Origin of the sequence: Sphingomonas flavida, from assembly GCF_036663655.1 — a bacterium.
Classification (GTDB): Bacteria; Pseudomonadota; Alphaproteobacteria; order Sphingomonadales; family Sphingomonadaceae; genus Sphingomonas.
The window spans coordinates 35,996-58,090 of sequence record NZ_JAXOJH010000017.1; the positions used below are offsets into that span (position 1 = coordinate 35,996).

Consider the following 22,095-nt stretch of genomic DNA (forward strand, 5'->3'; position numbering starts at 1 on the left):
AAGGCTGATCGGCTGTCTCAAGCGGCAGGTCACTTATGACGGCCTTTAGTCCACAAGCTGTCGGTCAGGGCATCCGGCTTGAAGGACCGGAATATCCCAAAGCCGGTCGATTGCAATGCCGCGATAACCGGAGAAACGAATGGCGGATTTCAACGAGCAGCTTCGGGTTGGCAATGTCTCCTTTGTCAGCGGTTGCGACCGAGATAACCGGTCTCAAGCCAACGGCAAGTTTCGGCACAACCGGACGCTGAGCGTGTGGGGGCTGAACGACCGACTCTGGTCGAAAGTGGACTGGCTGACGGTCGATTGTATGCGGGCGTCCAAACGACCGCCAGCGATGTAACAGCACTGTTAGCGTTGATGGTACGCACATCTACGCGCCGACGAGGCTGGCGACGTTTATGCCGCCGCCCTCACCACCTCGATCGGTGTCGCGTCGGCGTAGCTGCCCCCGGCGGGTATGAAAATCGAACCGTGCAATTCGATGCCGCGCATCTGATCGGCGGCTTCCCGCCAGCGCCGGTGCGCGCGTTCAATGCCGCGCTTGATGCGGCTGTGGGACGGCAGCGGCGACGCGGTCAGGATGGAGCGCGGCCCGACCGACCAGCGATGCGTGTCGCTGAGCAGTTCGATGATCCCGTCATCGCTGGCGAGGTAGGGCTGCACGTCCGCGTGCCACTCGACAAGGACGTTGCCGCGTGTGGCAAGCGAGATGCCAACTGGCCCGTCGGCGATTGGCAGGTCGAATTGCACGAGGACGAAGTCTCGGTTGGTCTGTTCGACGATGGCGGCGATCTCCAGCGCCTCTGCGAAGTTCTTGCGCCCGCCCGAGGCATAGGCGATCGGATTGCCGATGGGCGCATATTGTGGATAGCCCATCGCCAAGCGCAGGCCGATAGTCCAGGCCTGCATCGTGTCCATTGATTCAATGACGCTCATGTCATTGATCCTTCTTGCTTTTCCGCCCCTTCGAAGAGGCCATCATCACGGCTCAATTGCAGGCCGAGGCTCCCAAGGTTTCCAGTTTGCGGGCTTCCGCCGCGAAGGATGCGGCGAGCAGGTCGTCAGCGTATCGCTGCCAATCGGCGGCGTAGGGTCGGTGGGTGCAGTGCTCGGCGACGAAGCCGGTCAGCCGCCGCGTTGCCTCCAGGACGGAGCCGGTGCCGCCGGACAGGTGGCGCCAGCGCATCAGCAGCGCCGCCGTGCTCAGCACATCACCCTCGCAGACCGAGCGGACCGCGGACCATTTGCCCTGCTGCATCATATGCGAGACGAGGTCCGGCCGGCAGGTGAGCTTGGCCGGGATGCCCAGCCGGGCAGCGACCTCAGCCAAGTGCGCGGGTGCCGCCCCGCCACACATTTCGCTGCAGAGGTCGAGATGGCCCGACGCATCGCGCCGCCATGGCGACAACAGGCCGCTCAGGGACGACGGTAGCCGCAGCCCGGCGTCGATCGCCCCGATCAAGATCTGCGGCAGGTCGGAGTGGAATCCGCCCCAGGTCACGAGCTGGACATAGCCGAGTTGTTCCATGTCGGTGAAGAAGGCCTTCAGGACAGCGGCTTCATCTTGCTCCGGCAAGCCGCGCGTCTCCAACCTTACCGGGCGCAGGCCGTCGTCCGCTTCGGTCATCACCAGCCAGCTCAGTGTCGTGATCCGGTGACAGGGCCAGCGCGGCGTCACGCGCGGGTCGGTGCGCAATTTGCGGAGCGACAGGTTTGCGGCATCGGCGGGCAGGAAGCGTTCGCTTGCCTGGTATCGGCCATGTGCTTCATGATCATAGGCGAGTTCGGCATCGAGGACGACGACGAAGCGGGGCGTGTTGCTCTTCCAGAGCGAGGTCAGGTCGTGGTGCATGGTGATTCTCCGGCGGGCGCTCGCGCGCCCTCATGTCGTTTGGGAAAGGTCAGCGGGTGGCGGGCTGCTCGCCCCGCCAGCGGTCCAGCGCCCGAAGTGCTGCCTGTGCGGGGTGATCAGCGTCGTCGAAATCGCCGAAGCCTTGAGCCCAGCATCGCCATCCGGCGATCGCCTCGCTGATCAGTTCGACAGCAGTGGTCGCCGGGTCCGGCAGCAGGATGGTCGGCATCTCTGCAGCGCACTCGTCGACCGGCGTCTGTGGCGGGCACATGCAGGGCATGAGATGGGCGCGTGCCTGGCGAAGGTGCCATGTGTGCCCGAGCGGCAGGGCCCGCCATCGTTCCGCCGTATCGACTGCGGCCGTAATGATCTGCGGATGGCGCGCCGGATCGGCCAGCGCGAGCAGCCGGTAGGGCACGGCGCCGAAATTGTGCCAGCTGATCACGGCACCAGGCGATGCGATGTGAGGCTCCAGCCAGTCGAGCAGATCAATGACGGTATCCCCTTCGCCGAGGCAGCGAGCCTCAGTCGAGAAGCGGTAGCCGTCATGATCCGGGGAGACCGTGAGCATGCCGATTCCGCAGAGGATGCGGGCATCCGGTCTGTTCCGCGCGGCGGGACAGGCCCCGATGGTGCGGATGGCGAGTGCGATCGATGTGGGCGCGAAACCGCGGTCCTCGACCGACAGGTCGATGAGAGACATGGGCATTTCCTTGGGCATTGGCCGCATGGCGGCCGTGTGGGATCAGTCGGCGGCGGACAGCAGGTCCGCGACATGTGCCTGCGCCGCGGCGTGATCGCTTTCGCCGAGCCAGGCGGCGAGGCGGTCGCTGAGGACGGCGGCGATGCTGTGTCCGACCGGGTTCAGCGCGGCGAAGCGGCGTATGACGAGGCGGAAAGTGGCGATCGCATCGATTTGCACTTGCCCCTCGATGTCGCTGATGTCGGACCGCAGCCAGCTGGCGAAGCGGCGACCTTGATCGACCGGGGCATGGAGAATGTTCATGTTCGCGCAGGCCTGCGCGAACGTCAGCCGTTCACCGTCACGGCTGGCGATCAAATTCAAGGCATATTGCTGACCGCATCCCGCGAGCGCGCGGATGCAAGGCGACCATCTGGCACCGGGAAGGTGGTCGAGAAGTGCTGCGTCGTCGTCCAGGCCATATCCGGCGATGGTTGCCCCATCACGTAGCAGCTGTTCGTCGAGCCAGGTCAGGAGCCACTCTGCGGGATCAGAAGGCTGGAGGACGCAGCTGCCGAGGGTGAAGTGAATGAGCTGGCCGTGCAGTTCAGCGGTCAGAATGGCGGCGCCGATGGGGATTTGGCGGTCGACGCCCAGGCGATGACCGACGTCGAGCCGGGCTACGCTCAGGGCCGTGATGATAGGTGAAGGAAGCATAGGCAATGTGCTCCAGGCACGCGCCATTGTCGCCCACGCCGCGTGAGGCGGCGGGGGTTTAAGACGCGTGGATGGTGGGGGATGACCGGCAGAACCGGCCGACGATGAAAATTCTGACCGAAGGCCGAGTCGGCGGATGCCGACCCTATTTTTTTCCTTTCGTTCAGAACCTTCGCTTCATCCGTCCGTACGGATCAGCGCCATCGCCGCCTCTTTTCCGTGCCAGTGGCATGGCTTCGCCTTTCAGAGGCACTTCCGGGCTGTCGCAATTCGTTAAGGAATCGAATATAGCCTGATTGTGTCCGTGGGTGCTCTCCTACGGACCGGGGCGTGAGAACCCTGCGCATAGAGCCGGTCAATATGACCAAATTCGGTCGCGGAGCACTTCTGTGACCGGATGGCGGACACGTATGTCCAGGCCATCCGGCTAAAGGTGTTCGCGCCAGTCTATGCGCTGGTTCTCAACTTCCGGTCTCCAGAAGGCCGGCACCCCGCCATTTCACGGGGTGCCGCCGGCTGGCCGGCGTGCATTCCCATCGGGGGATGATGATGGTTGGGATACGGGGGATTAGGGCAGCGTCGGCCAGCATGCTGGCGATGACGATCGCTGCCTGCGGGGGCGGCGGCGCGATTAGCAGTTCGGGCAGCGTAGCGACGCCACCGCCGACTGGCGGCTCAACGCCGACGCCGAGTCCATCACCGACGCCTGAGCCGACACCGACGCCTACGCCAACACCGACGCCCGCGCCGACACCATCGCCAAGTCCGACACCGTCGCCAACGCCGTCGCCGAGCCCAACGCCCTCGCCGTCTCCGACGCCTTCACCCACACCCACACCCACGCCGACACCGGCCCCCACGCCAACGCCGACGCCGACGCCGCCGGTCTATTCGGCGCCGGTGCCGCCACCAGCGGGCTATGTCATCACGCCATCGGACCGCCAGCCGATCCGCTCGGTCAACGACACGCCCGAGTTCCGCCGCAACTATGGTGCGAACGAGTTCATGAATGCGCTTTACGCCCTCGACAGCGGGCACACCGGCCAGGGCGTCACCGTCGCCGTGGTCGACGATGGCGTGATGGACGTGAACGGCGAGCTTGAGGGCCGCATCGATCAGACGCTGTCCAAGGACTTCGGCTATATCGTGGCCGCCGACGGCACCCGGACCAAGCGCAACGAGCTGGGCAGCGCAGCGTCGGACCACGGCACGGCGGTCGCCAACATCATCGCCGCCAGGGTTAATGGTGGCGGCGCGGTGGGTTATGCGCCGTCCGCGAGGATCGTCGCACTTCGCGTCGCCGACTGGGACGAGAAGACGCAAGGAGAAATCCTGTCGCATACCGACGAGGCCATCCGCTATGCGGCGGACAAGGGTATCGAGATCGTCAGTTCATCGCTGGTCGGTGGGAGCGCGAGCTGGACCGCAGCAACCGAACGGCTGGCGGCGACCGGCGGGCTGCTGGTCAACTCGACCGGCAATTACGGCGCTCCCGATCCCCACAATAGCCAGTGGATCACCGTCGGCAATCGCAACGCGGTGCTGTTCGTCGGTGCGCTCAGCCCGGCGCTGAACGCCTACGAGATTGAGGCCTATTCCAACCGGGCGGGGTCGATGAAGGACCGCACCGTCGTTGCGGTCGGCGCCAATGTTACCACGCTGGTCGATGGCACGGTCGGCGTCTTCTCCGGCACCAGTTCGGCGGCGCCGGTGGTCGCAGGTCTCGCCGCCGACATCCTGTCCAAGTGGCCGCAGCTGAGCGGTCAGCAGGCGGGCGACGTCATCCTGAAGACCGCCAAGGACATTGGTGCGCCGGGACCGGACGAGGTATTCGGCATGGGTCTGGTCGACTTCAAGGCGGCGCTGTCGCCGGTCAATCCGACGCTGTCGAATGGATCGACCCAGGCCAGCGTCGCGAAATCGGTGATGGTGGTGCCGACGGCGGTCGGCACCGCTGCGATTCAGACGGCGCTGTCGCATGTGACGGTGCTCGATGCCTATGGCCGCGACTTTGCGGGTTCGGTCGCCGCGCTCGTCGTCCAGCCGCAGGTGATGGCCGACCGCCGCATCGAGCGGCGGGTCCAGCAGATGGGACGACAGGCGAGCCTGTCGCTCGGCGGTTTCAGCGGGACGATGGGCTTTACGAGCACCCGCTTCGGCCCCGGACAGGATCAGGTCCGTGCCGAAGCGACGGCGGGCACCTTTGGCTATACCGACGGGACGACCCGGATGCATGCGGCGTGGAATGCGAGCGACATGCTCCAGGCTGATGTCATGGGTCTGGCGCCCTTCGCCGATGGCGTGCTCGCCTATGCCCCGCAGGCCGCGACCAGCCTCGGCGTCGACCGGGCGGTCGGTGGCGGACGGCTCGGGCTGACCATGGCGGCGGGGCGAGCCAGCGGGAGTGCCGCGCAGGCGATGACGCTGGGCTGGAGCCGGGGTGGCGTAGATCTGCGCGCCTCGTATATCGACGAGGACGGCACGCTGATGGGCATGCCGACCGGCAGCGGCGCTCTGCGGCTGGGACGCGGCGCCCGCACCGTCATGGTCGAGGTTCACCACCGCATCGGTGTGACCGATAGCTGGGCGCTGGAGGGCTATGGCTCGCTGGGCGTCACCCGGCTGAAGATCGACGCCGCCTCGCTGGTGACGGGCGCGACCCCGATCCTCGGCAGCCGGATCGGCGTGCAGGCAACCGGCGCGGTGCCCGGCGGTCTGCTGACGCTTGGGATCGCGCAGCCGCTTGCCATCGAGGCGGGCGCGGCGGAGTTGACGCTGGGCACCGGCTACGACCTTGCCAGCCGTTCGGTCCTGTACGGCGTCACCCGCGCCAGTCTTGCTGGTCCACGCCGTGTCCAGCTCACCGCCGGTTACGTCACCCGCACCGCCATGCCGCTCCGCCTCGGCGTCATGCACGACGTCACCGACGGCTCCGTCGCCGCGCTCGTCGGCTGGCACGCCGGCTTCTGATCCGACTAATTCAAGGGAGACACACATGCGTTTGACCATTGCACTCGTCATCGGGCTGGCCGCCGTGCCCGCCGCCGCCCAGCGGGCACCGATCACCAAGTTGCTCGACAAGATCCCATCCGTCTTCGGCAACGGGCCGAAGCAGCCTGCCATCACCATGCCGACCACGCCGGTGATCGTCGGCCTGACCCGCGCTGCCGATCGCAGCGTTGCCGATGATCCGGTTACCTTCGACCTCGGCGGCTTTCGCCTCGGCATGAGCGAGGAGGAGGTTTCCGTCGTCATCGCGACGCGAAAGCTGACCAGCAGGGGCGTGACCCGCTTCGTCGATTTCGAAAGTCAGCTTCGCAGCGCCATCAACATTCGTGGAGGCGTTGGTGGCGTGGAAACGCGGCGCAGCGTGCTCGGCGAGGCGACGCTTCAGGACGACGCGGGCGGACGATATACGCTCCGAATGCTCGTCTGGCCGGATGGGGCGCATTTGTCCGGGATCACCTATATCGCGCCACAAGGTACGGCGGCCGGCGAATGGCGGCAGATGCTCGTCACCAAATGGGGCACGCCCCATCAGGAGAGCAGCCGCGACACCTTCTCCGCGCGTTGGGGGAAAGCCGGGCTGGATGGCTACCACGCCGACGCCGATGTCGGACCTCGTGGTGGTACGGTCGGCATCGGTTCACCCGATGGATCATCCCAACGGCCAGCCGCTCTGGTGGCACAAGCCGCTGACGCCTTCTTTGCCGCTCGTGCCACGAAGCCGGTGCTGTGATGGCCGCGATCCTGAAGGGGACGATGCACATTCGTCCGCTGTTCGCAGCCGCCGCACTTCTCGCGCTGACCGCCTGCGGCCAGGGACCGGGTGACGCTGCCCGTGCCGCGATGGAGGCGGCCGGGCGCGGTCAGACCGCCGAGGCGCTCGAACGCATTGATCCGGAGATCAAGGCGACCGCCGGGATCTTCATCACGCCGATGCTGCAAGGCAAGGCCGCGAACGCGCAGAGGCGGGGCGGCGTGACGTCTGTCGAGGTCGAGAAGGTCGACCAGACCGACGCGGATCACGCACTGGTGACCACCGTCACCCGCTTTGGCGACGGGTCGAAGCAGACCGACACCGGCAAGGTGCGCCGCCTTGATGGCAAGTGGTACATTACCATGTGAGGTTACACACGCCCGTTGCGAGCCGATAATAGCCACGTTCCATTCTCGGCCTATGCGAGAATGGCTGGCTGGGGGCAGTCCAGCGTGCTGGCTTCGGCGCGCTGGACAAGCGCCTAGCGAGGATCGCCGCCGATCTGCCGGATAATGCCGTTCAGCGCAGCGGTGCATCCCTGCGCGCGGCCGATATCGTGATCGGTGCCGGCCGAGTTCCAGAACATGTCGAGCGGCCAGCGCTCTGGGCAATGTGCGATCAGGCAGCGCAGCGCGAGGCGCACCTCTATGGTGTCGACCTTGCCCTTGCCCGACCGGGCGGCGGCCCCGCGCAGGATGTGGAGCGACAAGTCTATGATGATCCGCTGATGGCGCGACATGGCCAATCAATGAAAGTCGCGCGACTTGATCCGCACCACCTGCTCGGGATCCTGGCCATTGGCGTGCGGCGGCCAATAGCTGTCGCGCGGGCCCGGTCGCCAGCCGGCATCGCCACGGTCGGGCGACCCGGCATGGCGCGCACCGTCTCCCCGGCCGGTCGCATGAGGGAAGTCCATCTGTCCGACTTGGGCGAGCAGCCCGCCATAGTCGATGATCCGGTCGCAGATGACATGGATGACAAGCCCCTCGCGCTGGACCCGGCCCTTCATTCCGATCATCGCCGCCGACATGACGGTGCGGCGCTGTGCCTCGAACCGATCGGGCCAGAGGATGCCGTTGGCGATGCCGGTCTCGTCCTCGATGGTGATGAAGAGTACCCCCTTGGCGCTGCCGGGCTTCTGGCGGACAAGGATGATCCCGGCGACTTCGACGTGGCGGCCGTCCTTGATGTGGGCGAGGTCGGCGCAGCGGACGATGCCGCGGCGGGTCAGGTCCTGGCGGAGGAAGGCGAGCGGATGCGCGCGCAGCGACAATTGCAGCGCGCGATAATCCTCCACCACTTCGCGGCCCTCGGTTAGCGGGCGGAGCGACACGGCGGGCTCCAGTCCCTCCGTGTTGAACGACGCGTGCCGCGCATCGGCGGCGGCGAACAGGGGCAGGGGGGCCTCGCCCAGGCCCTTCACCTTCCATAACCCCTGACGGCGATCCTCGCCCAGCGCATGGAAGGCATCCGCTTCAGCCAGTCGCTCGATCGCGGCCCTCGGGACGCCGGCCCGCCGCCACACTTCCTCCACCGACTGGAAAGGCGATTCCCCCCGTGCCGCGACGATCGCCGCACCATGCGCGTTGGCGAGGCCGCGCACCTGGCGCAGTCCGAGCCGCACGGCGAGGTAGCGGCCGGCGGTCGGCTCCAGCGTACAGTCCCAGCGGCTGGCGTTGATGCAGGCGGGCCGCACCTCGACGCCGTGCTCGCGCGAGTCGCGGACGACTTGGGCGGGGGCATAAAAGCCCATCGGCTGAGCGTTGAGCAGCGCCGCGCAAAAGACGTCGGGATGATGATGCTTCATCCAGCAACTGGCATAGGCGATCTTGGCGAAAGAGGCGGCGTGGCTCTCGGGGAAACCGTAGGAGCCGAAACCCTCGATCTGCTTGAAGGTCCGTTCGGCGAAGTCGCGGGGGTAGCCGCGCGACACCATCCCCTCGACCAGCTTGTCGTAAAAATGGCTGACCCCGCCGGTGAACTTGAACGTCGCCATGGCGCGGCGGAGCTGGTCGGCCTCGACAGCGGTGAAGCCTGCGCCGACGATCGCGACCTTCATCGCCTGTTCCTGGAACAGCGGCACGCCCAGTGTCTTTTCGAGCACAGCACGTAATTCTGGACGCGGATAGTCCGGCTTCTCGCGCCCTTCTCGGCGGCGCAGATAGGGGTGGACCATGTCGCCCTGGATCGGCCCCGGTCGCACGATCGCGACCTCGATGACGAGGTCGTAGAAGCGCGCCGGCTTCATGCGCGGCAGCATGCTCATCTGCGCTCTGGACTCAATCTGGAAGGTGCCGAGCGTGTCGGCCTTCTGGATCATCGCATAGACGTCCGGGTCGTCGTCCTGCAGATCGGCCATGCCGACCGCCACGCCCTTGGCCTCCTCGAGCAGGTTGAAGGCGCGGTTCATGCAGCCGAGCATGCCGAGGCCGAGCACGTCGACCTTCATGAACTTCAAGGCATCGATATCGTCCTTGTCCCATTCGATCACCTGCCGGTCGACCATCGCGGCGGGCTCGATGGGGACGAGATCGTCAAGCCGATCGTGGGTCAGCACGAAGCCGCCGGGATGCTGCGATAGATGGCGGGGCACGCCGATCAGCTGGCGGGAAAGTTCGAGCGCGAGGCGCAGGCGCCGGTCGTCCATATTGAGATTGAGCTGCGCGACCTGCTTCTCGCCGACCCCCTCCTGGCTCCAGCCCCAGACGAGGCCGGCGAGTGCCTTGGTCAGATCCTCGGGCAGGCCCAGGGCCTTGCCGACCTCGCGCACCGCGCCGCGCGCGCGATAGCGGGTGACGACCGCGGTCAGCGCGGCATGGTTGCGGCCATAGGTGTCATAGATCCACTGGATGATCTCCTCGCGCCGCTCATGCTCGAAATCGACGTCGATATCGGGCGGCTCGCGGCGTTCTCCGGAGACGAAGCGCTCGAAGAGAAGTTCATGCTTGATGGGATCGATGCTGGTGATGCCGAGCACGAAGCAGACGCAGCTGTTCGCCGCCGAGCCGCGCCCCTGACACAGGATGCCGCGGCGCCGGCTCTCGGCGACGATGCTGTTTACGGTGAGAAAATAGGGGGCGTAGCCGAGTTCGCCGATCAGCCGCAGCTCGTGTGCGATCTGGTCGCGATAAGCTGGCGGCAGGCCGTCGGGGAACATTCGCGCGGCGGCGGTTTCGGTCAGCTGTTCAAGCGCGCCCTGCGCGGTCAGCCCCTCGACCACCCGCTCGTGCGGATATTGGTAGCTGAGTTCGCCGAGGTCAAAGGTGCAGGCACGCGCGATCGCGGCGGTGGCGGCGATCGTATCGGGGAAGGCGGCGAAACGACGCTCCATCTCGGCGGGGGACTTGAGGTGCCGGTCGGCATGGCGTTCGCGCCGGTAGCCGAGCGTGTCGACCGTGCATTTCTCGCGGATCGCGGTGACGACGTCCTGCAACAGTCGCGCCTCGGGGGCATGGTAAAGGATGTCGCCGAGAGCGACCGCGCGGACACCCGCCGCCCCCGCGAGCGCAGCGAGATCGTGGAGCCGCAGCGCATCGTCGGGCCGGCGGCGGAAGGCGAGGCCGCAATAGCCGCGCGCGCTGAAGGTTGAGCGCAATTCGGCGAGCTGCGTCGCGGTCACCGCATCCGCCTCGCCCGGCAGCAGGATCGCGACCAGTCCCTCGCTCCATGCGACGACATCGCTCCAGCCAAGCGTACAGCCGCCCTTGCCGGCGCGCGCCTTGCCCAGCGTCAGCAGCCGGGTCAGCCGCGACCAGGCGGGCTTGTCGGTCGGGTAGAGCAGCAGCGCGCGGCCGTCGTCGAGGTCGACCCGCGCGCCGGCGATCATCCGCACGCCAGTCGCCTTCTGCGCCTCCCACGCGCGCACCAGCCCGGCGACGCTGCCGCGGTCAACGATGCCGAGCGTGCCATGCCCCTGCAGCGCGGCGGCGGCGAACAGCTCGTCGGGGCTGGAGGCACCGCGCAGAAACGAGAAATGGCTCGTCACCTGAAGCTCGACATAGGTCGTGGTGGGGGCTGCCATCAGCCAAATAGCCCGTGGAGGTACCAGCTGAGATCGCCGGTTACAGGCACGACCCCGTCGCCGCGGCGAAACAACCAGAAGCGAGCGCCCGTTTTGTCCTCGACCCGGAAATAGTCGCGCACCGCCCAGACCTCGCCGTCGCGTCGCCACCATTCGCCGTGGATGCGCTCAGGGCCGTCACCCGCGACCACGACATGGACCTTGCCCCGCCAAGTGAAGCGTCGCGGCGGTGCGTCGGGCAGGAGGGCCAGCACCCCGACCAGTGGTTCAGGGCGCGACAGCAGGCGGACAGGCCGCTTCCACGATGGCCAGCCGGTGGGGGCGGCGAGCGGCGGCCATCGGCGCACGGCACGTTCGGGCACGTCGCTTTCCACCGGTGCAGCCGTGAATAGGGCGTCCTCGCCGACCCGCCCTGCGATCTGGTCGACCAGAACCGCAACGTCGGGCGGGGCATCGTCGCCGGCCAGGCTGGCGGCCAGCGCGGTCGCGCCGAGTGGATCGGTCCGCGGAGCCGCAAGGCGCATGGCCTCAATCCCGTCGCCTGGGTCGATCCGGTCGATGCGCAGATGGAAAAGGCGGGCGAGATGGCCTGCATTACGGGTCGCGCGCGCGGTGCCGATCGACAGATGCTGTTCGCTGCCATCGATCCGCTCCAGCGTCAGGATCAACGCCCGGACACCGCGGCCACGCTCCACCAATTGCTGGATAAGGTCGGTGAGCAGATCGCCGATCACCTGCTCGATCGCCTCGGCTGTACCGATGGGTTCGAGCAGGCGGAGACGGGCGACGGGCGTCTCTTGCGGAACCACCGGTACGATCGGTTCGGGGACACGCCCCAGCGCCTCGTCGAGGCGGCGAACGCTCGCCATGCCTAGCCGCCGGGCGAGCGGCCCGCGTGGCAGTGGCAGCAGATCGGCAATCCGGTCGAGCCCAAACCGGTTCGCCGCCGCTGTTGCCTCCGGGGTCAGGCGGAGTGCGGCGGGGGGTAAGGGAGCCAGCGCCTGTGCCTCTTGTCCGCCGGGAACCAGGAGGATCGCATCGCGACCGAAACGGGCGAGCGCATGAGCTGCGCCCGGCGTGGAGGCGACCGTGACCCGTGCGGTCAGGCCGAAACGTCGGCAGAACCGGACCAGTCGTTGGCAGAAACGGGTCTCGCCGCCGTGCAGATGCGCGACGCCGCTCAGGTCCAGCCACAGCCCGTCCGATCCGCTGACCGCGGCGGTCGGCGTCCAATGACGCACGGCATGCAGCGCCAGATCCGCCAGCAACGTCATATCTGCCGCCCGGTCGGCGGGGCGGATGTCGAGATCCGGGATTAGCGCCCGCGCCTGCGTCACCGCCATGCCCGGGGTCAGTCCGAGCGCCATCGCCGCCGGGCAAGCGGCGGCGATGACCTGTCGCTGTCCGATCTGCTCGGCCAGCACCATCGGCACGAGGTGCGTCACAGACGCCGCCGTGGGTTGACGCTGGTCCGTTGCGACCAGTCGCTTGAAGGGGTGATCCGCTGCCTCGGACCGGCGGCCCAACTCGCGCATCGGCGGTCGCTGATGGAGCGGCAGCGCCGCTACCTGCTCCTCGACCGTTGCACGCGCAGCGCCTTGCTGCGCCCAGCGCGCACCGGGACGCCAGCCGCCGCCCCGCGGCACCGAGCAGGCACCGGGGTCATCGTCGACTGGAAGTATGAGCGCAGGCCTCGGCTCAGGCAGCGCGCGCGGCCGCTCCAGCCGTCGCATTCGCTCGATCGCGAGATGCGGCAGGTAGAGCGAGGCGACCCGTGTCATCGCATGCCTCCAATTCCATCGTGAAACCCGGGCCGCCCCGCTGGCGCGCCAGCTCGACCATCCAGCGTGCGCGGCCGACCCCGGGCGCGGGGAGCGGCGTGGAGGGCGCGCAGGCGATCCGCCACCGTGTCATTGCCGCCGACAGCTCGGTGAGTGGGCAGGTGCCCTGTCGGCGCCAGCGACGCGAAAGCAAGGCAGGCGTATTCCCCGTCATCGCCGCCAGCTGAAGTCGCCGGGTTGCGACCATGTCGGCGCGCTTTACCTCGCCGACGACCGCTGCAAGCCCGCCATGACGCAAGCCATCCTCCATGACGGCCAGAACGTCCTTGTCCTCACGTACCTCGGCGAAGAACAGCGTGGCCGGGCTGAGCCCGGCCTGTTCGAGACCCGGCGCATAGAGGTCGAACCGGGTGAGCGCCCAAAGCACCCGGCGGCCGCTCAGCGCTGCTGCGCGCGCGGCAATCCCCACCGCGAACAGCGTGGCAGCCGCATCATCCGTAAGGGTCGGTGTCGCCGAAGACGTCTCATGCAAACCGCCGAGCGCCAGGCCGCCGCCCGTCAATCGCGTGTCTACCGCTTCGATGCCGAAAGGGAGAATTGCGCCCTCGCTGCCGCGCACAGCGCCTATGGCGCTCCGCAGGCGAGCCAGTGTTTCGATGGGTGGGGCGGTGGAAGACATCATTGCTGCGACTCATATGTTCGCTATATGTTCCGTTGATTCCGCAGGCGGGTCAAGGCGTTGCGGAAGCGGATCGATAATCGGAACGGGACAGGGCGGTGGCAGATGAGGGCCGTAAAAGGGGCAGCCAAGAAGGCGGGGCAGGGGCCGATCACGATCATATCGGGCGGCGTCTGCGCACGTTGGAGGAGCGTGCCCTGCACAAGCGTACGCTGCGCCTCACCTGTCCAAAATGCGGTCACGGCCGCGTCTTCGATGCCGTTGCGCTCTGGTGGCTGTTCTACCGGCGAGGTTGGGACGGCACGCTGGGGGTGGTTGGTCGACGGCTATGTTGCTCGGCATGCCAGGCGGAAGGACGCACCCAGCGTCCTCATGTGGTGATCGGGCGGGACCAGCCTACGGGTGCCGCTCTGCCCTATCCGGATGCCGCGACGTGGAAGAAGCTTGTGTCGCGCTACCGGTCGTGATCGAACAGGCGAATGTGTAATCTTTACAACATCAAGGTCGATCCGCGGACCTATTTCGACGCGCTTGCTGCAGTCGACGATGCGAGCAACACGCTGGAGGTCGAGAAGGATTACGCGGCGCCCGGCAAACCCGGCTATGTCGTTCGTGTCGAGGAGGGCCGACGGGTGCTCAGCACAATGCGCTGGGGCTTCCCAACCCGCAAACCGCGCAAGCGGCCGGCGCGTGAGGGAGAACTGCCTTTCGTTTACGACTGGTGGACCAACGCCCGGAACATGCAGAGCAATATGTGGAAGCCGTGGCTGCTCAAGGCTGAGTATCGCTGCCTAGTGCCCTTCACGCGCTTTGCCGAGCCCAAGGCGGCCGCCGACCGGCAGGCGCCCGGTGACACCAATTGGTGGTTCACCGTCGAGGACCAGTCAGCGCCGTGCTTTGCCGGACTGTGGAAGGTCGACCAGGACCATGACCGGGTCTATGCGTTCTGCACGACCGAGCCCAATCCGCTGGTCGCGCCCAAGCATCCCAAGGCGATGCCGGTCATCCTGCTCGCCGAGGATCAGGAGCGCTGGCTGACCGCCCCGGTCGAGGAGGCGGTGACGATGCTGAACGCCTATCCCTCGCAGCTGATGAGCGTCGCCTGACCATGGCCCGCAACCGCTATTATGACGGACCGCTGAGCGATCACTACGACGGCACGCGCTTCTTCAACCCGGGGCAGGCCAGCACCGACCGGGGCCTGCGCGCGGTGCTCCGCTGGAAGCTGGCGGGCGGTGCCGCCAAGTGGCCGAAGTCAGTGCCGGTCACGCCCGCACGACCCGAGCCGCGCGTCGATGGCCTGTGCGTGACGATGGTCGGCCATGCGTCGCTGTTGATCCAGGTGGCGGGGGTGAACATCCTCACCGACCCGGTCTGGTCGAAGCGCGCCAGCCCGTTCCGCCGCGTCGGACCGATGCGGGTGACCGCGCCGGGGATCGCGTTCGAGGATCTGCCGCCGATCGATGTCGTGCTGCTGAGCCATGCCCATTACGACCATCTCGACCTCGACACGTTGCGGCGCCTCCACGCCGCGCACAATCCCCTAATGGCGATGCCGCTCGGCAATGATGCGGTCGTCCGGGCAGCGGTACCGGCCGCGCGATGCGTGACCGGCGACTGGTGGGACCGGCTCGACCTCGGCGGCGGCCTCGCGACAACGCTGACCCCGGCCAACCACTGGTCGAACCGCTGGCCGAGCGACACGCGCATGACGCTGTGGAGTGGGCATTATCTCGACACGCCTTCCGGGACGATCTGGTTCGTCGGCGACACCGGCTATGGCGATGGACGCATCTTTAGCGAAGTTCGCGAGCGGCTCGGCGCACCCGACGTCGTGCTGATCCCGATTGGCGCCTATGCCCCGCGATGGTTCATGGCCGCACAGCATGTCGATCCAGCCGAGGCGGTGCGGATCTTCAAGGACGTCGGGGCAGGGCGCGCGCTCGGCATCCATTGGGGGACCTTCCAGCTGACCGACGAGGCCCGCGAAGCACCGGTCGAGGAACTGGCGATAGCGCTGGACGAGGCGCACATCGCCCCGGACCGCTTCGTCGCGGCGGACGCGGGTGGGGTCTACCGCTTCGGCTAGAGCATCTCCAAGGGCACGCATCCCTTGGGGGCCGGGAATAGTTCATCGAGGCGAGCGAGGGCATCCGCATCGAGCGTCAGGTCGGCCGGCGCTCGGTTCTCCCGCACATGCGCGCTGCGCCCGGCCTTGGGGATGGCGATGACATCACCCTGCGCCAGCAGCCAGGCCAGTGCCACCTGGGCCGGCGAAGCACTGAGTTCGTCGGCGAGCGTGCGCAATCCTGGATGCGCGACGAGGCGCCCCTGCTCGACCGGGCTGTAGGCCATGGTCGCCATGCCGCGTTCCGCGAGCCAGGGCAGGAGGTCGTGCTCGGGGCCGCGCCGCGTCAGATTGTAGAGGATCTGGTCGGTCGCGCACGCCGTGCCGCCGCTGGCGACCAGCTCCTCCATATCGTGGGTATCGAGATTGCTGACGCCCCAGCGCAGGATCTTGCCCTCTTCGACCAGCCGCTCCATCGCCTCCACAGTCTCTGCCAGCGGCACGCTGCCGCGCCAATGCAGCAGGTAGAGATCGAGCCGATCGGTACCGAGCCGCGCCAGACTGGCCTCACACGCGCGGGGCAGGCGATCACGCGACGCATTCTGCGGATAGGCCTTGCTGACCAGGAAGATGTCGTCGCGCCGACCCTCAATTGCCTCGCCGACCAACCGTTCGGACTCGCCATCGGCATACATTTCCGCGGTATCGATCAGCGTCAGGCCGAGGTCGACGCCCTCCCGCAAGGCGGCAATCTCCTCCGCGCGTCGGCGGCGATCCTCCGCCATCATCCAGGTGCCTTGGCCAAGCGCGGGGACGGCAGTGCCGTCGGGCAAGCGGATCGTCTTCATGCCGAACCCAACGTTTCATGGTAATTTCCGAGCCACGGCAAACTCATAGGCAGTCCTCCGCGTGGATGCGCAGGCGCATGTTCCCAATTCGTTCCGAATCGGGTAAGCTCGCGTCCATGGTCACGCGCAAGATCATCCATGTCGATATGGACGCATTCTTTGCGTCGGTAGAGCAACGTGACGATTCGACGCTTCGCGGCAAGCCGGTCGCGGTCGGCTCCGCCGCGGCGCGCGGCGTGGTCGCAGCGGCGAGCTATGAGGCGCGCTCGTTCGGCGTGCGGTCGGCCCTGCCGTCGGTCACGGCGCTGCGTCGCTGTCCCGACCTGATCTTCGTGCGGCCGCGGTTCGAGGTCTATCGCGATGTCTCCCGCCAGATCCACGCGATCTTTGCGCGCTACACCGACCTGATCCAGCCGCTCTCGCTCGACGAGGCCTATCTCGACGTGACTGCCGACAAGCAGGGGGTGGGGACCGCGTGGCGCACCGCCAAGGCGATCCGCGCCGACATCCTTGCCGAGACGGGGCTGACGGCGTCGGCCGGCATTTCCTACAACAAGTTCCTCGCCAAGCTCGCCTCCGACCACCGCAAGCCCAATGGCCAGTTCGCGGTCACGCCCGAGATGGGCGGGGCCTGGGTCGAGACGCTGCCGGTCTGCCGCTTCCATGGCGTCGGACCGGTCACGGCCGCGAAGATGAAGCGGCTTGGCATCGAGACGGGGGTCGACCTCAAGGCCAAGTCGATGGCCTTCCTCCAGCAGCATTTCGGCAGCTCGGCGGAATGGTACCACGCCATCGCGCGCGGACAGGATGACCGACCCGTCAACCCCAACCGGGTCCGCAAGTCGTCCGGCTCGGAGACCACTTTCGACCGCGACCTGATCGAAGCAGCGGAGATCGAGGTCGGAGTGCTCAAGATGGCGGATGATGTCTGGGCGTGGTGCGAAGGCCGTCAGGCGTTCGGCCGCACGGTCACGGTGAAGGTCAAATATGGCGACTTCCACCAGATCACGCGCCGACGCAGCCAGCCGATGGTCGTTGCCACGCGAGAGGCGCTGCACCGGGCCGCGCTCGACCTGATCCGATCGGTCCTGCCGACCCAGAAGGGCATTCGGCTGGTCGGCGTGACGGTATCCAACTTTGCCGAGGCGCATACCGAGGCGGTCGACGAACTGCCGATCTTCGTGGAGGCGGCGGCCTGATGCTCGACCTGTTTGATGCGCCCGCTTTGCCCGGCCTCACCACTCGCCATGATCTGATCAGCCTCACGGAAGAGCGGATGCTGATCGATCGCATCGATGCGACCGATCTGGCTCCCTTCCGGTTCCAGGGCTGGACCGGCAAGCGGCTGACCACGTCGTTCGGCTGGAGCTATGATTTCGAAATTGGGCGGCCCAAGGACGCTCCACCGATCCCGGACTGGCTGCGGCCGTTTCGTGACCGGGCGGCCAGCTTTGCGGGGCTCGACGCCGACGCTCTGATCCAGGCGCTGTTGATCCGCTACGATCCCGGCGCCGGGATCGGCTGGCACCGCGACCGACCGATCTATGGGCATGTCCTCGGCATTTCGCTTGGCGAGCCGGCCGTCATGCGTTTTCGGAAGCGGCGTGCCGACGGGTTCGATCGCGTTTCTGTGCCGCTCGATCCGCGCGGCGGCTATCACATGACCGGCCCCGCTCGGCACGACTGGGAGCACAGCATCGCTCCGCTGACGCGACCGCGCTGGTCGATCACGTTCCGGAGCCTGGCGGATCGGTCATGATCCGCACCAATGCTACTGGGGCATCGTATTCCGTCGCCCAAGCGCAGCGGTCATGATGTTCCCGACTTGAGTGAAAGGCTCATGATCTTCAGGATTTCGCGTAGCGACACGGGGCGCCCACGCCCCGCCCGAGGCGGCGAAGCCGCGACCCCCGCGTTAGCGCTGGCAACGAGAGAGCGGTGCCACCTCGGCGCGTCAGCGCCGATCCAAGCGGCGCCAAAGGCGCCGCCGCACACAATTTGTCGCGCCGTTAGGTGCGTCAAATTGTAGGTATTGCGCCTGTCTTGAGTGGGCGAAGGAGCTGTGGCGACACTCCTTCGCCGAGTGGTTTGGAAGACGATCGCTTTGACGAAGGGTATTCGCGATAGGTCTTCGCCGACATTGCACCTTATCTGCGCCGCTATGGTCGGCGCTTTTCCATGCTGCTCAGAAAATTTTTGCGCGATTTCGCTTCGAATCCTACAAAGTGGTTTGTTTGCCTTTTTCAGGTGAGGCCATGTCGATTTGGAGGATTATCGAAGACGACGCACTCAGCGGTGTCCTTGCGGGGATCGCGGAAGCGGTACGGCAGCGGGAGGAGCTTACCAGAGTCATCGCGGATGCCTCGGCGGATCGGCTTGCTAATCTGACGCCCCAAGAGAAGATGGAGGCTAAGCGGAAGGCCAAGGCCGCCAAGCAGACCCTGCAAAATCCACGGGGGCGCAAGGCGTCGCTTGCGCAGGAAGAAGCGGACCTGACCAAGGCGCTGAATAAGCTCCTTATCGAACACCGGCCGGACTTGGGCAATATGGTAAAGGTCGTCGTTGAGGCGCTGATCCTCGGCACCCAGATCGATGAGATCCGAAAAGAGCGCGCCGAGGTCAAGGCGAAGCCGACGCTGACCCGAAAGGACAGCGCGGCTCTGAAGGCGCTAGAGGACGCCGGATGCCCGCTATGGCAACTGGCCCGCCTATCCAAGGACGACCTCTCGTTCGTCGCCACCTTCGTCCGGGAAAAGCTGCGTGATCCGCGGCACCAAAAGCAGGACGGCGTGGGGATGGCCGCATTCCGGGCAGGCCATCTCGAACTTGCCGTAGAGGGGCTGACCCCGGATGAGGAGTTGGCGTTGCTGTTGGCCGCGGGCAGAATTTCGGAAGCTGATATCGCCGCGAAGTCCGCGTTCGAGGCAGCAGCGGGTCGACCGCTACAAATTTCTCCAACCCTCGCCGGGGCGTTGTCGCGGGCGGCGGAGCGACAGCGATCGGACGGCGTCTGGCCCGGCGCAGATCGCACCGTTGATCATGTCGAGGAAAAGGCCTTTCAGCAGGACCTTCAGTCTCTGGCCGAGGCCCTCGGCGGCGGCGAAGCGGCGGAGGAGCGCGCATGGGACATCCTGTTCCCGCCGTCACGCTCCGTCGATGATCCGTCCCTTGAGGATGCTGAATCGATCGCGCGCCAGATGCTGGAGCATCTCCACGGTCCCGATCAAGACCGCTGGAAGGCGCTGATGGATACGATCGGTCACGACGTCAGCATGCGGCGCGCCTTCGCGGATCGTTTGACCGAGACTGACCGAGACAAGTCGGGTCAGGCATCCTGGGCCAAGACGATCTTGTTGGCGGAAGACTGGAGACTTGCTCTCGAGCGTCAGCATCGGGAGGAGGTCCGAGACCTCGCCCTGTTGGTGCGCGATCGGGCCGACGTGCGCTGGCTGGCGCAGTCGCGCGGCATCGATGTTCCCCTCAACCTGACGGTCGAATTGCCGCTTTCGCGTACCGCGAATCTGCTCCGGCAGCCGGTGACTGAGCTCATCTGGGAGCTGTTCGACTTGCCGCCTGAGCAGCAAGCCTCGCAGCCTGTCGGATCGCCATCAGGATATCCGGCTTCCCGGATTTCCGGTGCGGACATGCTCGGCATTGATGACGAAGACTATTGAGGATCAAGTAAATGAGCAATGAAAAGACCGATCTCGTCGTCGCGACGCCGCGTGCGGTGGTCATTCACGACCGCCCGCAACTGCCTGTGACGGCGGCGGCGTCCAACCTACTAATCGACAGCATCACTGCGACGCTGCTGGTCGTGACCGGCGAAACTGGTGGAGCGGGTGTGGATACGCTCGTCGGCTGTATCGTCGCCCTTCTGGACGGAGCCGGAAGAGGATGCCGAGTAATCGAACTGGGAACGACCCGTGGGTATCTGAAGGGCACGCTCGAACCCGGAGAGTATGTCTTCGTCGACGTCGCGGACCCGGATGTCGTCGCCAACCTCCTCACGGCTGTGTCGGAGGTCCCGACCGGCTATCCGATCCTGCTGAGCGTCAACGCCGGGGCGTGGAAGGATTTCGTTGAGATCGAAGGTGAACTTGCGCCATGGATCGAACGGGCGCCCGAACGCTACCGCGTTCTCGTCAAGTTAGCCGAATGGAGCGAAGATAGCCGGGCTGAGGCCTATTACCGCAAGAAGGGAGGCCTAGGCCGGGTTATCCGGTGTTTCACTGAGCCGCGTCGGGGGCTTCGGGCCGGTGCCGGTGCTACGAACATGCGCCACGATCCAGAGGGCGGCGTATTGCAGGTGCCCCGGCTCGGTGAGCGGCTCCAACAGGCATTTTACAAGGACAAGCGCCGCCTCAGCTCGGCTTTGCTGGAGGCGTCGGCAGGAGAAGCCATGCTGCTCGCCCGAGCCCTCCGGCTGCTCAACGCCGGGCTGGAGGACGTCCTGTGACTCAGTGGCGCGTGCTCTGGTATCAGATCTGGCCTGATGAAGAGCCCGATGATCGGGTGGCCGCGTCGTTGGACGAGATCGCAAGCATATGCGCGCCCTATCAGGACGATCCCTTTCTAGTCATCGCCATGTACCAGCACCGTCATGGCCAGGTGCTCAAGTCGTCGATCGCCGACTGGCTGGAGGACCATAGCCCGGCGCTCCTGGAAAATGTGCGTGGCACCGCCCATGCCGCGTCGTTGCTGGAGGATGCGGCGGGAAGAGCCCAATCCTCGGTAGTTACGCTCACGGCCCTACACGTTGATCTCGGTGCCCGCATTCGCGGCACGGTTTCGGCGCTCGAGCAGGCCAAGAGCGACCTACGCGATCAGGCCTACGAAAGTCGCTCGGCCTATCGGGCGCTGCGAGAGGAGATATCATGGGTGCGACCGACCCTGCTGACGCTCCTGACGGCGGCGCTGCTGATCAGCATTCTCTGCACAGCTTTTCTGGCGAAGCGCACTTTCGCAGACCGGCCGGGAGACGTCGTTTGGGAAGCGTTGTCCGATGAGCAGCGGCGCCAGCTACCGGAATTCATATCCTCAGGTTCGCTGGCCGACGTTATGACCTGTCGATTGCCTGGGATGAGGATCGTCAAGGATCGGTGTGTGCAGCTACACAACTCGGCATCCGAGGAGGTCCCAGGATGGCAACTGCCACCGGAAGTCGCTGCACGCGCTGCTCACCGGTGGAGCGCTGAGCGCCCTTGAGAACGGAAGAATTGCCAAGTGTGTACGATACCAGTAAGTGACGCCAGTGAGTGTAACCACTCGTCATTGGCGTTTCGCGAATGCGTTGAAAGTCAGTCACTTGGCGGAGGCAAGGGATTCTTAAGTGAGGATCCTGCCGCCCCAGCCATCTGCCTGAAATCCCAGCCAATTGGCTGCTAAGTGTTTGAAGACGCTGGCTGACTATCAGGGTCGGCCGTTGGCACCTGCACAATTGTGCATCGGATTGTGCCAATGCGCTGGCCGGGAAGGCCGCGGTTTTGGACTGTCTTCAACACGTTTACCGGCGCGGGCACATTTTCTGGTGGCGCCGAATTCACCGTTTATTGGATAATGGCACCCTAGAGCGGTTTTCGATCAGTCTGCATCATATCCGCACGCGGCGAAGTAGTTGGCACATTCCTGTGGTGAGTAGAGGTCGAGGATGCGGCCGATGGCGTTCCATAGGCCATGGATGG

21 protein-coding genes are annotated in these 22,095 nt (G+C 66.1%); 11 read left to right on the top strand and 10 right to left on the bottom strand.

Annotated elements, in window-relative coordinates; translation table 11 throughout:
- Positions 1 to 139: 139 nt before the first annotated feature.
- On the top strand, positions 140 to 343 hold the full coding sequence (locus U1703_RS15950) for a hypothetical protein (protein WP_332786479.1): 204 nt from the start codon (positions 140 to 142) through the stop codon (positions 341 to 343).
- Positions 344 to 399: 56 nt separating this feature from the next.
- Here U1703_RS15950 and U1703_RS15955 read toward each other — a convergent pair whose 3' ends face one another.
- From U1703_RS15955 to U1703_RS15975, 5 genes are all read right to left on the bottom strand, one after another.
- Complete coding sequence (locus U1703_RS15955; RefSeq protein WP_332786480.1) at positions 400 to 939, bottom strand: hypothetical protein; 540 nt, start codon at positions 937 to 939, stop codon at positions 400 to 402.
- Between the two features lie 52 nt (positions 940 to 991).
- Entirely contained in the window at positions 992 to 1,855 is an 864-nt protein-coding gene (locus tag U1703_RS15960) for a hypothetical protein (protein ID WP_332786481.1), read from the bottom strand.
- A gap of 49 nt (positions 1,856 to 1,904) precedes the next feature.
- Positions 1,905 to 2,558 (bottom strand): hypothetical protein, encoded by a 654-nt coding sequence (locus U1703_RS15965; protein ID WP_332786482.1) that lies wholly within the window; start codon positions 2,556 to 2,558, stop codon positions 1,905 to 1,907.
- A gap of 42 nt (positions 2,559 to 2,600) precedes the next feature.
- Positions 2,601 to 3,281, bottom strand: a complete 681-nt coding sequence (locus U1703_RS15970) for a hypothetical protein (RefSeq protein ID WP_332786483.1) — start codon at positions 3,279 to 3,281, stop codon at positions 2,601 to 2,603.
- Positions 3,282 to 3,715: 434 nt separating this feature from the next.
- Positions 3,716 to 4,084, bottom strand: a complete 369-nt coding sequence (locus tag U1703_RS15975) for a hypothetical protein (RefSeq protein WP_332786484.1) — start codon at positions 4,082 to 4,084, stop codon at positions 3,716 to 3,718.
- Positions 4,085 to 4,154: 70 nt separating this feature from the next.
- Here U1703_RS15975 and U1703_RS15980 point away from each other — a divergent pair, with 70 nt between their 5' ends.
- Genes U1703_RS15980 through U1703_RS15990 form a run of 3 tightly spaced genes read left to right on the top strand, consistent with a single transcriptional unit; the run spans position 4,155 to position 7,382 of the window.
- Positions 4,155 to 6,224 carry a S8 family peptidase gene (locus tag U1703_RS15980; RefSeq protein WP_332786485.1) on the top strand — a complete coding sequence of 690 codons (2,070 nt, stop codon included), beginning with the start codon at positions 4,155 to 4,157 and terminating at the stop codon, positions 6,222 to 6,224.
- 25 nt (positions 6,225 to 6,249) lie between these two features.
- Positions 6,250 to 6,993 (top strand): hypothetical protein, encoded by a 744-nt coding sequence (locus U1703_RS15985; protein WP_332786486.1) that lies wholly within the window; start codon positions 6,250 to 6,252, stop codon positions 6,991 to 6,993.
- Positions 6,993 to 7,382 carry a DUF4878 domain-containing protein gene (locus U1703_RS15990; RefSeq protein ID WP_332786487.1) on the top strand — a complete coding sequence of 130 codons (390 nt, stop codon included), beginning with the start codon at positions 6,993 to 6,995 and terminating at the stop codon, positions 7,380 to 7,382. Before U1703_RS15985 ends, U1703_RS15990 begins: the two co-directional genes overlap by 1 nt.
- A 113-nt stretch (positions 7,383 to 7,495) precedes the next feature.
- Here the strand turns inward: U1703_RS15990 and U1703_RS15995 are convergent, their stop codons facing one another.
- Genes U1703_RS15995 through U1703_RS16010 form a run of 4 tightly spaced genes read right to left on the bottom strand, consistent with a single transcriptional unit; the run spans position 7,496 to position 13,498 of the window.
- Positions 7,496 to 7,753, bottom strand: coding sequence for a hypothetical protein (locus tag U1703_RS15995; protein ID WP_309703219.1), 258 nt, complete (start codon positions 7,751 to 7,753; stop codon positions 7,496 to 7,498).
- A 6-nt stretch (positions 7,754 to 7,759) separates the two neighbouring features.
- Positions 7,760 to 11,035, bottom strand: a complete 3,276-nt coding sequence (locus tag U1703_RS16000; protein ID WP_332786488.1) for an error-prone DNA polymerase — start codon at positions 11,033 to 11,035, stop codon at positions 7,760 to 7,762.
- Positions 11,035 to 12,816, bottom strand: a complete 1,782-nt coding sequence (locus tag U1703_RS16005) for a Y-family DNA polymerase (RefSeq protein ID WP_332786489.1) — start codon at positions 12,814 to 12,816, stop codon at positions 11,035 to 11,037. Before U1703_RS16005 ends, U1703_RS16000 begins: the two co-directional genes overlap by 1 nt.
- Positions 12,734 to 13,498, bottom strand: a complete 765-nt coding sequence (locus U1703_RS16010; protein WP_332786490.1) for an ImuA family protein — start codon at positions 13,496 to 13,498, stop codon at positions 12,734 to 12,736. Before U1703_RS16010 ends, U1703_RS16005 begins: the two co-directional genes overlap by 83 nt.
- Before the next feature lie 476 nt (positions 13,499 to 13,974).
- On the opposite strand from U1703_RS16010, the gene U1703_RS16015 reads away from it, so the two are divergent.
- A complete protein-coding gene (locus tag U1703_RS16015) occupies positions 13,975 to 14,601 on the top strand; it encodes an SOS response-associated peptidase family protein (protein WP_332786491.1) in 627 nt (208 codons plus the stop codon).
- A gap of 2 nt (positions 14,602 to 14,603) precedes the next feature.
- Positions 14,604 to 15,584: an MBL fold metallo-hydrolase gene (locus tag U1703_RS16020; RefSeq protein ID WP_332786492.1), complete on the top strand. Its 981-nt coding sequence runs from the start codon at positions 14,604 to 14,606 to the stop codon at positions 15,582 to 15,584.
- On the opposite strand, the gene U1703_RS16025 is transcribed toward U1703_RS16020, so the two are convergent.
- The gene (locus tag U1703_RS16025) at positions 15,581 to 16,411 is read right to left on the bottom strand and encodes an aldo/keto reductase (RefSeq protein WP_332786493.1); all 831 of its coding nucleotides are present in this window, start codon (positions 16,409 to 16,411) and stop codon (positions 15,581 to 15,583) included. The genes U1703_RS16020 and U1703_RS16025 overlap by 4 nt on opposite strands.
- Before the next feature lie 116 nt (positions 16,412 to 16,527).
- On the opposite strand from U1703_RS16025, the gene dinB reads away from it, so the two are divergent.
- From dinB to U1703_RS16050, 5 genes are all read left to right on the top strand, one after another.
- Entirely contained in the window at positions 16,528 to 17,610 is a 1,083-nt protein-coding gene (gene dinB, locus U1703_RS16030) for a DNA polymerase IV (RefSeq protein WP_332786494.1), read from the top strand.
- Positions 17,610 to 18,170, top strand: a complete 561-nt coding sequence (locus tag U1703_RS16035) for an alpha-ketoglutarate-dependent dioxygenase AlkB (RefSeq protein WP_309703203.1) — start codon at positions 17,610 to 17,612, stop codon at positions 18,168 to 18,170. The genes dinB and U1703_RS16035 overlap by 1 nt, the downstream gene beginning before the upstream one ends.
- 496 nt (positions 18,171 to 18,666) lie before the next feature.
- Positions 18,667 to 20,085, top strand: coding sequence for a hypothetical protein (locus U1703_RS16040; RefSeq protein WP_332786495.1), 1,419 nt, complete (start codon positions 18,667 to 18,669; stop codon positions 20,083 to 20,085).
- Between the two features lie 11 nt (positions 20,086 to 20,096).
- Complete coding sequence (locus U1703_RS16045) at positions 20,097 to 20,870, top strand: hypothetical protein (RefSeq protein WP_309703198.1); 774 nt, start codon at positions 20,097 to 20,099, stop codon at positions 20,868 to 20,870.
- Positions 20,867 to 21,619, top strand: a complete 753-nt coding sequence (locus tag U1703_RS16050; protein ID WP_332786496.1) for a hypothetical protein — start codon at positions 20,867 to 20,869, stop codon at positions 21,617 to 21,619. The genes U1703_RS16045 and U1703_RS16050 overlap by 4 nt, the downstream gene beginning before the upstream one ends.
- Positions 21,620 to 22,095: the final 476 nt, after the last annotated feature.

Excerpts from the sequence above, each read along its gene's own strand:
- U1703_RS16015 (WP_332786491.1), top strand. The coding sequence starts at position 13,975 with ATGTGTAATCTTTACAACATCAAGGTCGATCCGCGGACCTATTTCGAC.
- U1703_RS15955 (WP_332786480.1), bottom strand. The coding sequence starts at position 939 with ATGAGCGTCATTGAATCAATGGACACGATGCAGGCCTGGACTATCGGC.
- U1703_RS16025 (WP_332786493.1), bottom strand. The coding sequence starts at position 16,411 with ATGAAGACGATCCGCTTGCCCGACGGCACTGCCGTCCCCGCGCTTGGC.
- U1703_RS16020 (WP_332786492.1), top strand. The coding sequence starts at position 14,604 with ATGGCCCGCAACCGCTATTATGACGGACCGCTGAGCGATCACTACGAC.
- U1703_RS16035 (WP_309703203.1), top strand. The coding sequence starts at position 17,610 with ATGCTCGACCTGTTTGATGCGCCCGCTTTGCCCGGCCTCACCACTCGC.
- U1703_RS16045 (WP_309703198.1), top strand. The coding sequence starts at position 20,097 with ATGAGCAATGAAAAGACCGATCTCGTCGTCGCGACGCCGCGTGCGGTG.
- U1703_RS15960 (WP_332786481.1), bottom strand. The coding sequence starts at position 1,855 with ATGCACCACGACCTGACCTCGCTCTGGAAGAGCAACACGCCCCGCTTC.
- U1703_RS15985 (WP_332786486.1), top strand. The coding sequence starts at position 6,250 with ATGCGTTTGACCATTGCACTCGTCATCGGGCTGGCCGCCGTGCCCGCC.
- U1703_RS15990 (WP_332786487.1), top strand. The coding sequence starts at position 6,993 with ATGGCCGCGATCCTGAAGGGGACGATGCACATTCGTCCGCTGTTCGCA.
- U1703_RS15970 (WP_332786483.1), bottom strand. The coding sequence starts at position 3,281 with ATGGCGCGTGCCTGGAGCACATTGCCTATGCTTCCTTCACCTATCATC.
- U1703_RS16010 (WP_332786490.1), bottom strand. The coding sequence starts at position 13,498 with ATGATGTCTTCCACCGCCCCACCCATCGAAACACTGGCTCGCCTGCGG.
- U1703_RS16040 (WP_332786495.1), top strand. The coding sequence starts at position 18,667 with ATGTCGATTTGGAGGATTATCGAAGACGACGCACTCAGCGGTGTCCTT.
- U1703_RS16005 (WP_332786489.1), bottom strand. The coding sequence starts at position 12,816 with ATGACACGGGTCGCCTCGCTCTACCTGCCGCATCTCGCGATCGAGCGA.
- U1703_RS15950 (WP_332786479.1), top strand. The coding sequence starts at position 140 with ATGGCGGATTTCAACGAGCAGCTTCGGGTTGGCAATGTCTCCTTTGTC.
- U1703_RS15995 (WP_309703219.1), bottom strand. The coding sequence starts at position 7,753 with ATGTCGCGCCATCAGCGGATCATCATAGACTTGTCGCTCCACATCCTG.
- U1703_RS15965 (WP_332786482.1), bottom strand. The coding sequence starts at position 2,558 with ATGTCTCTCATCGACCTGTCGGTCGAGGACCGCGGTTTCGCGCCCACA.
- dinB (WP_332786494.1), top strand. The coding sequence starts at position 16,528 with ATGGTCACGCGCAAGATCATCCATGTCGATATGGACGCATTCTTTGCG.
- U1703_RS16000 (WP_332786488.1), bottom strand. The coding sequence starts at position 11,035 with ATGGCAGCCCCCACCACGACCTATGTCGAGCTTCAGGTGACGAGCCAT.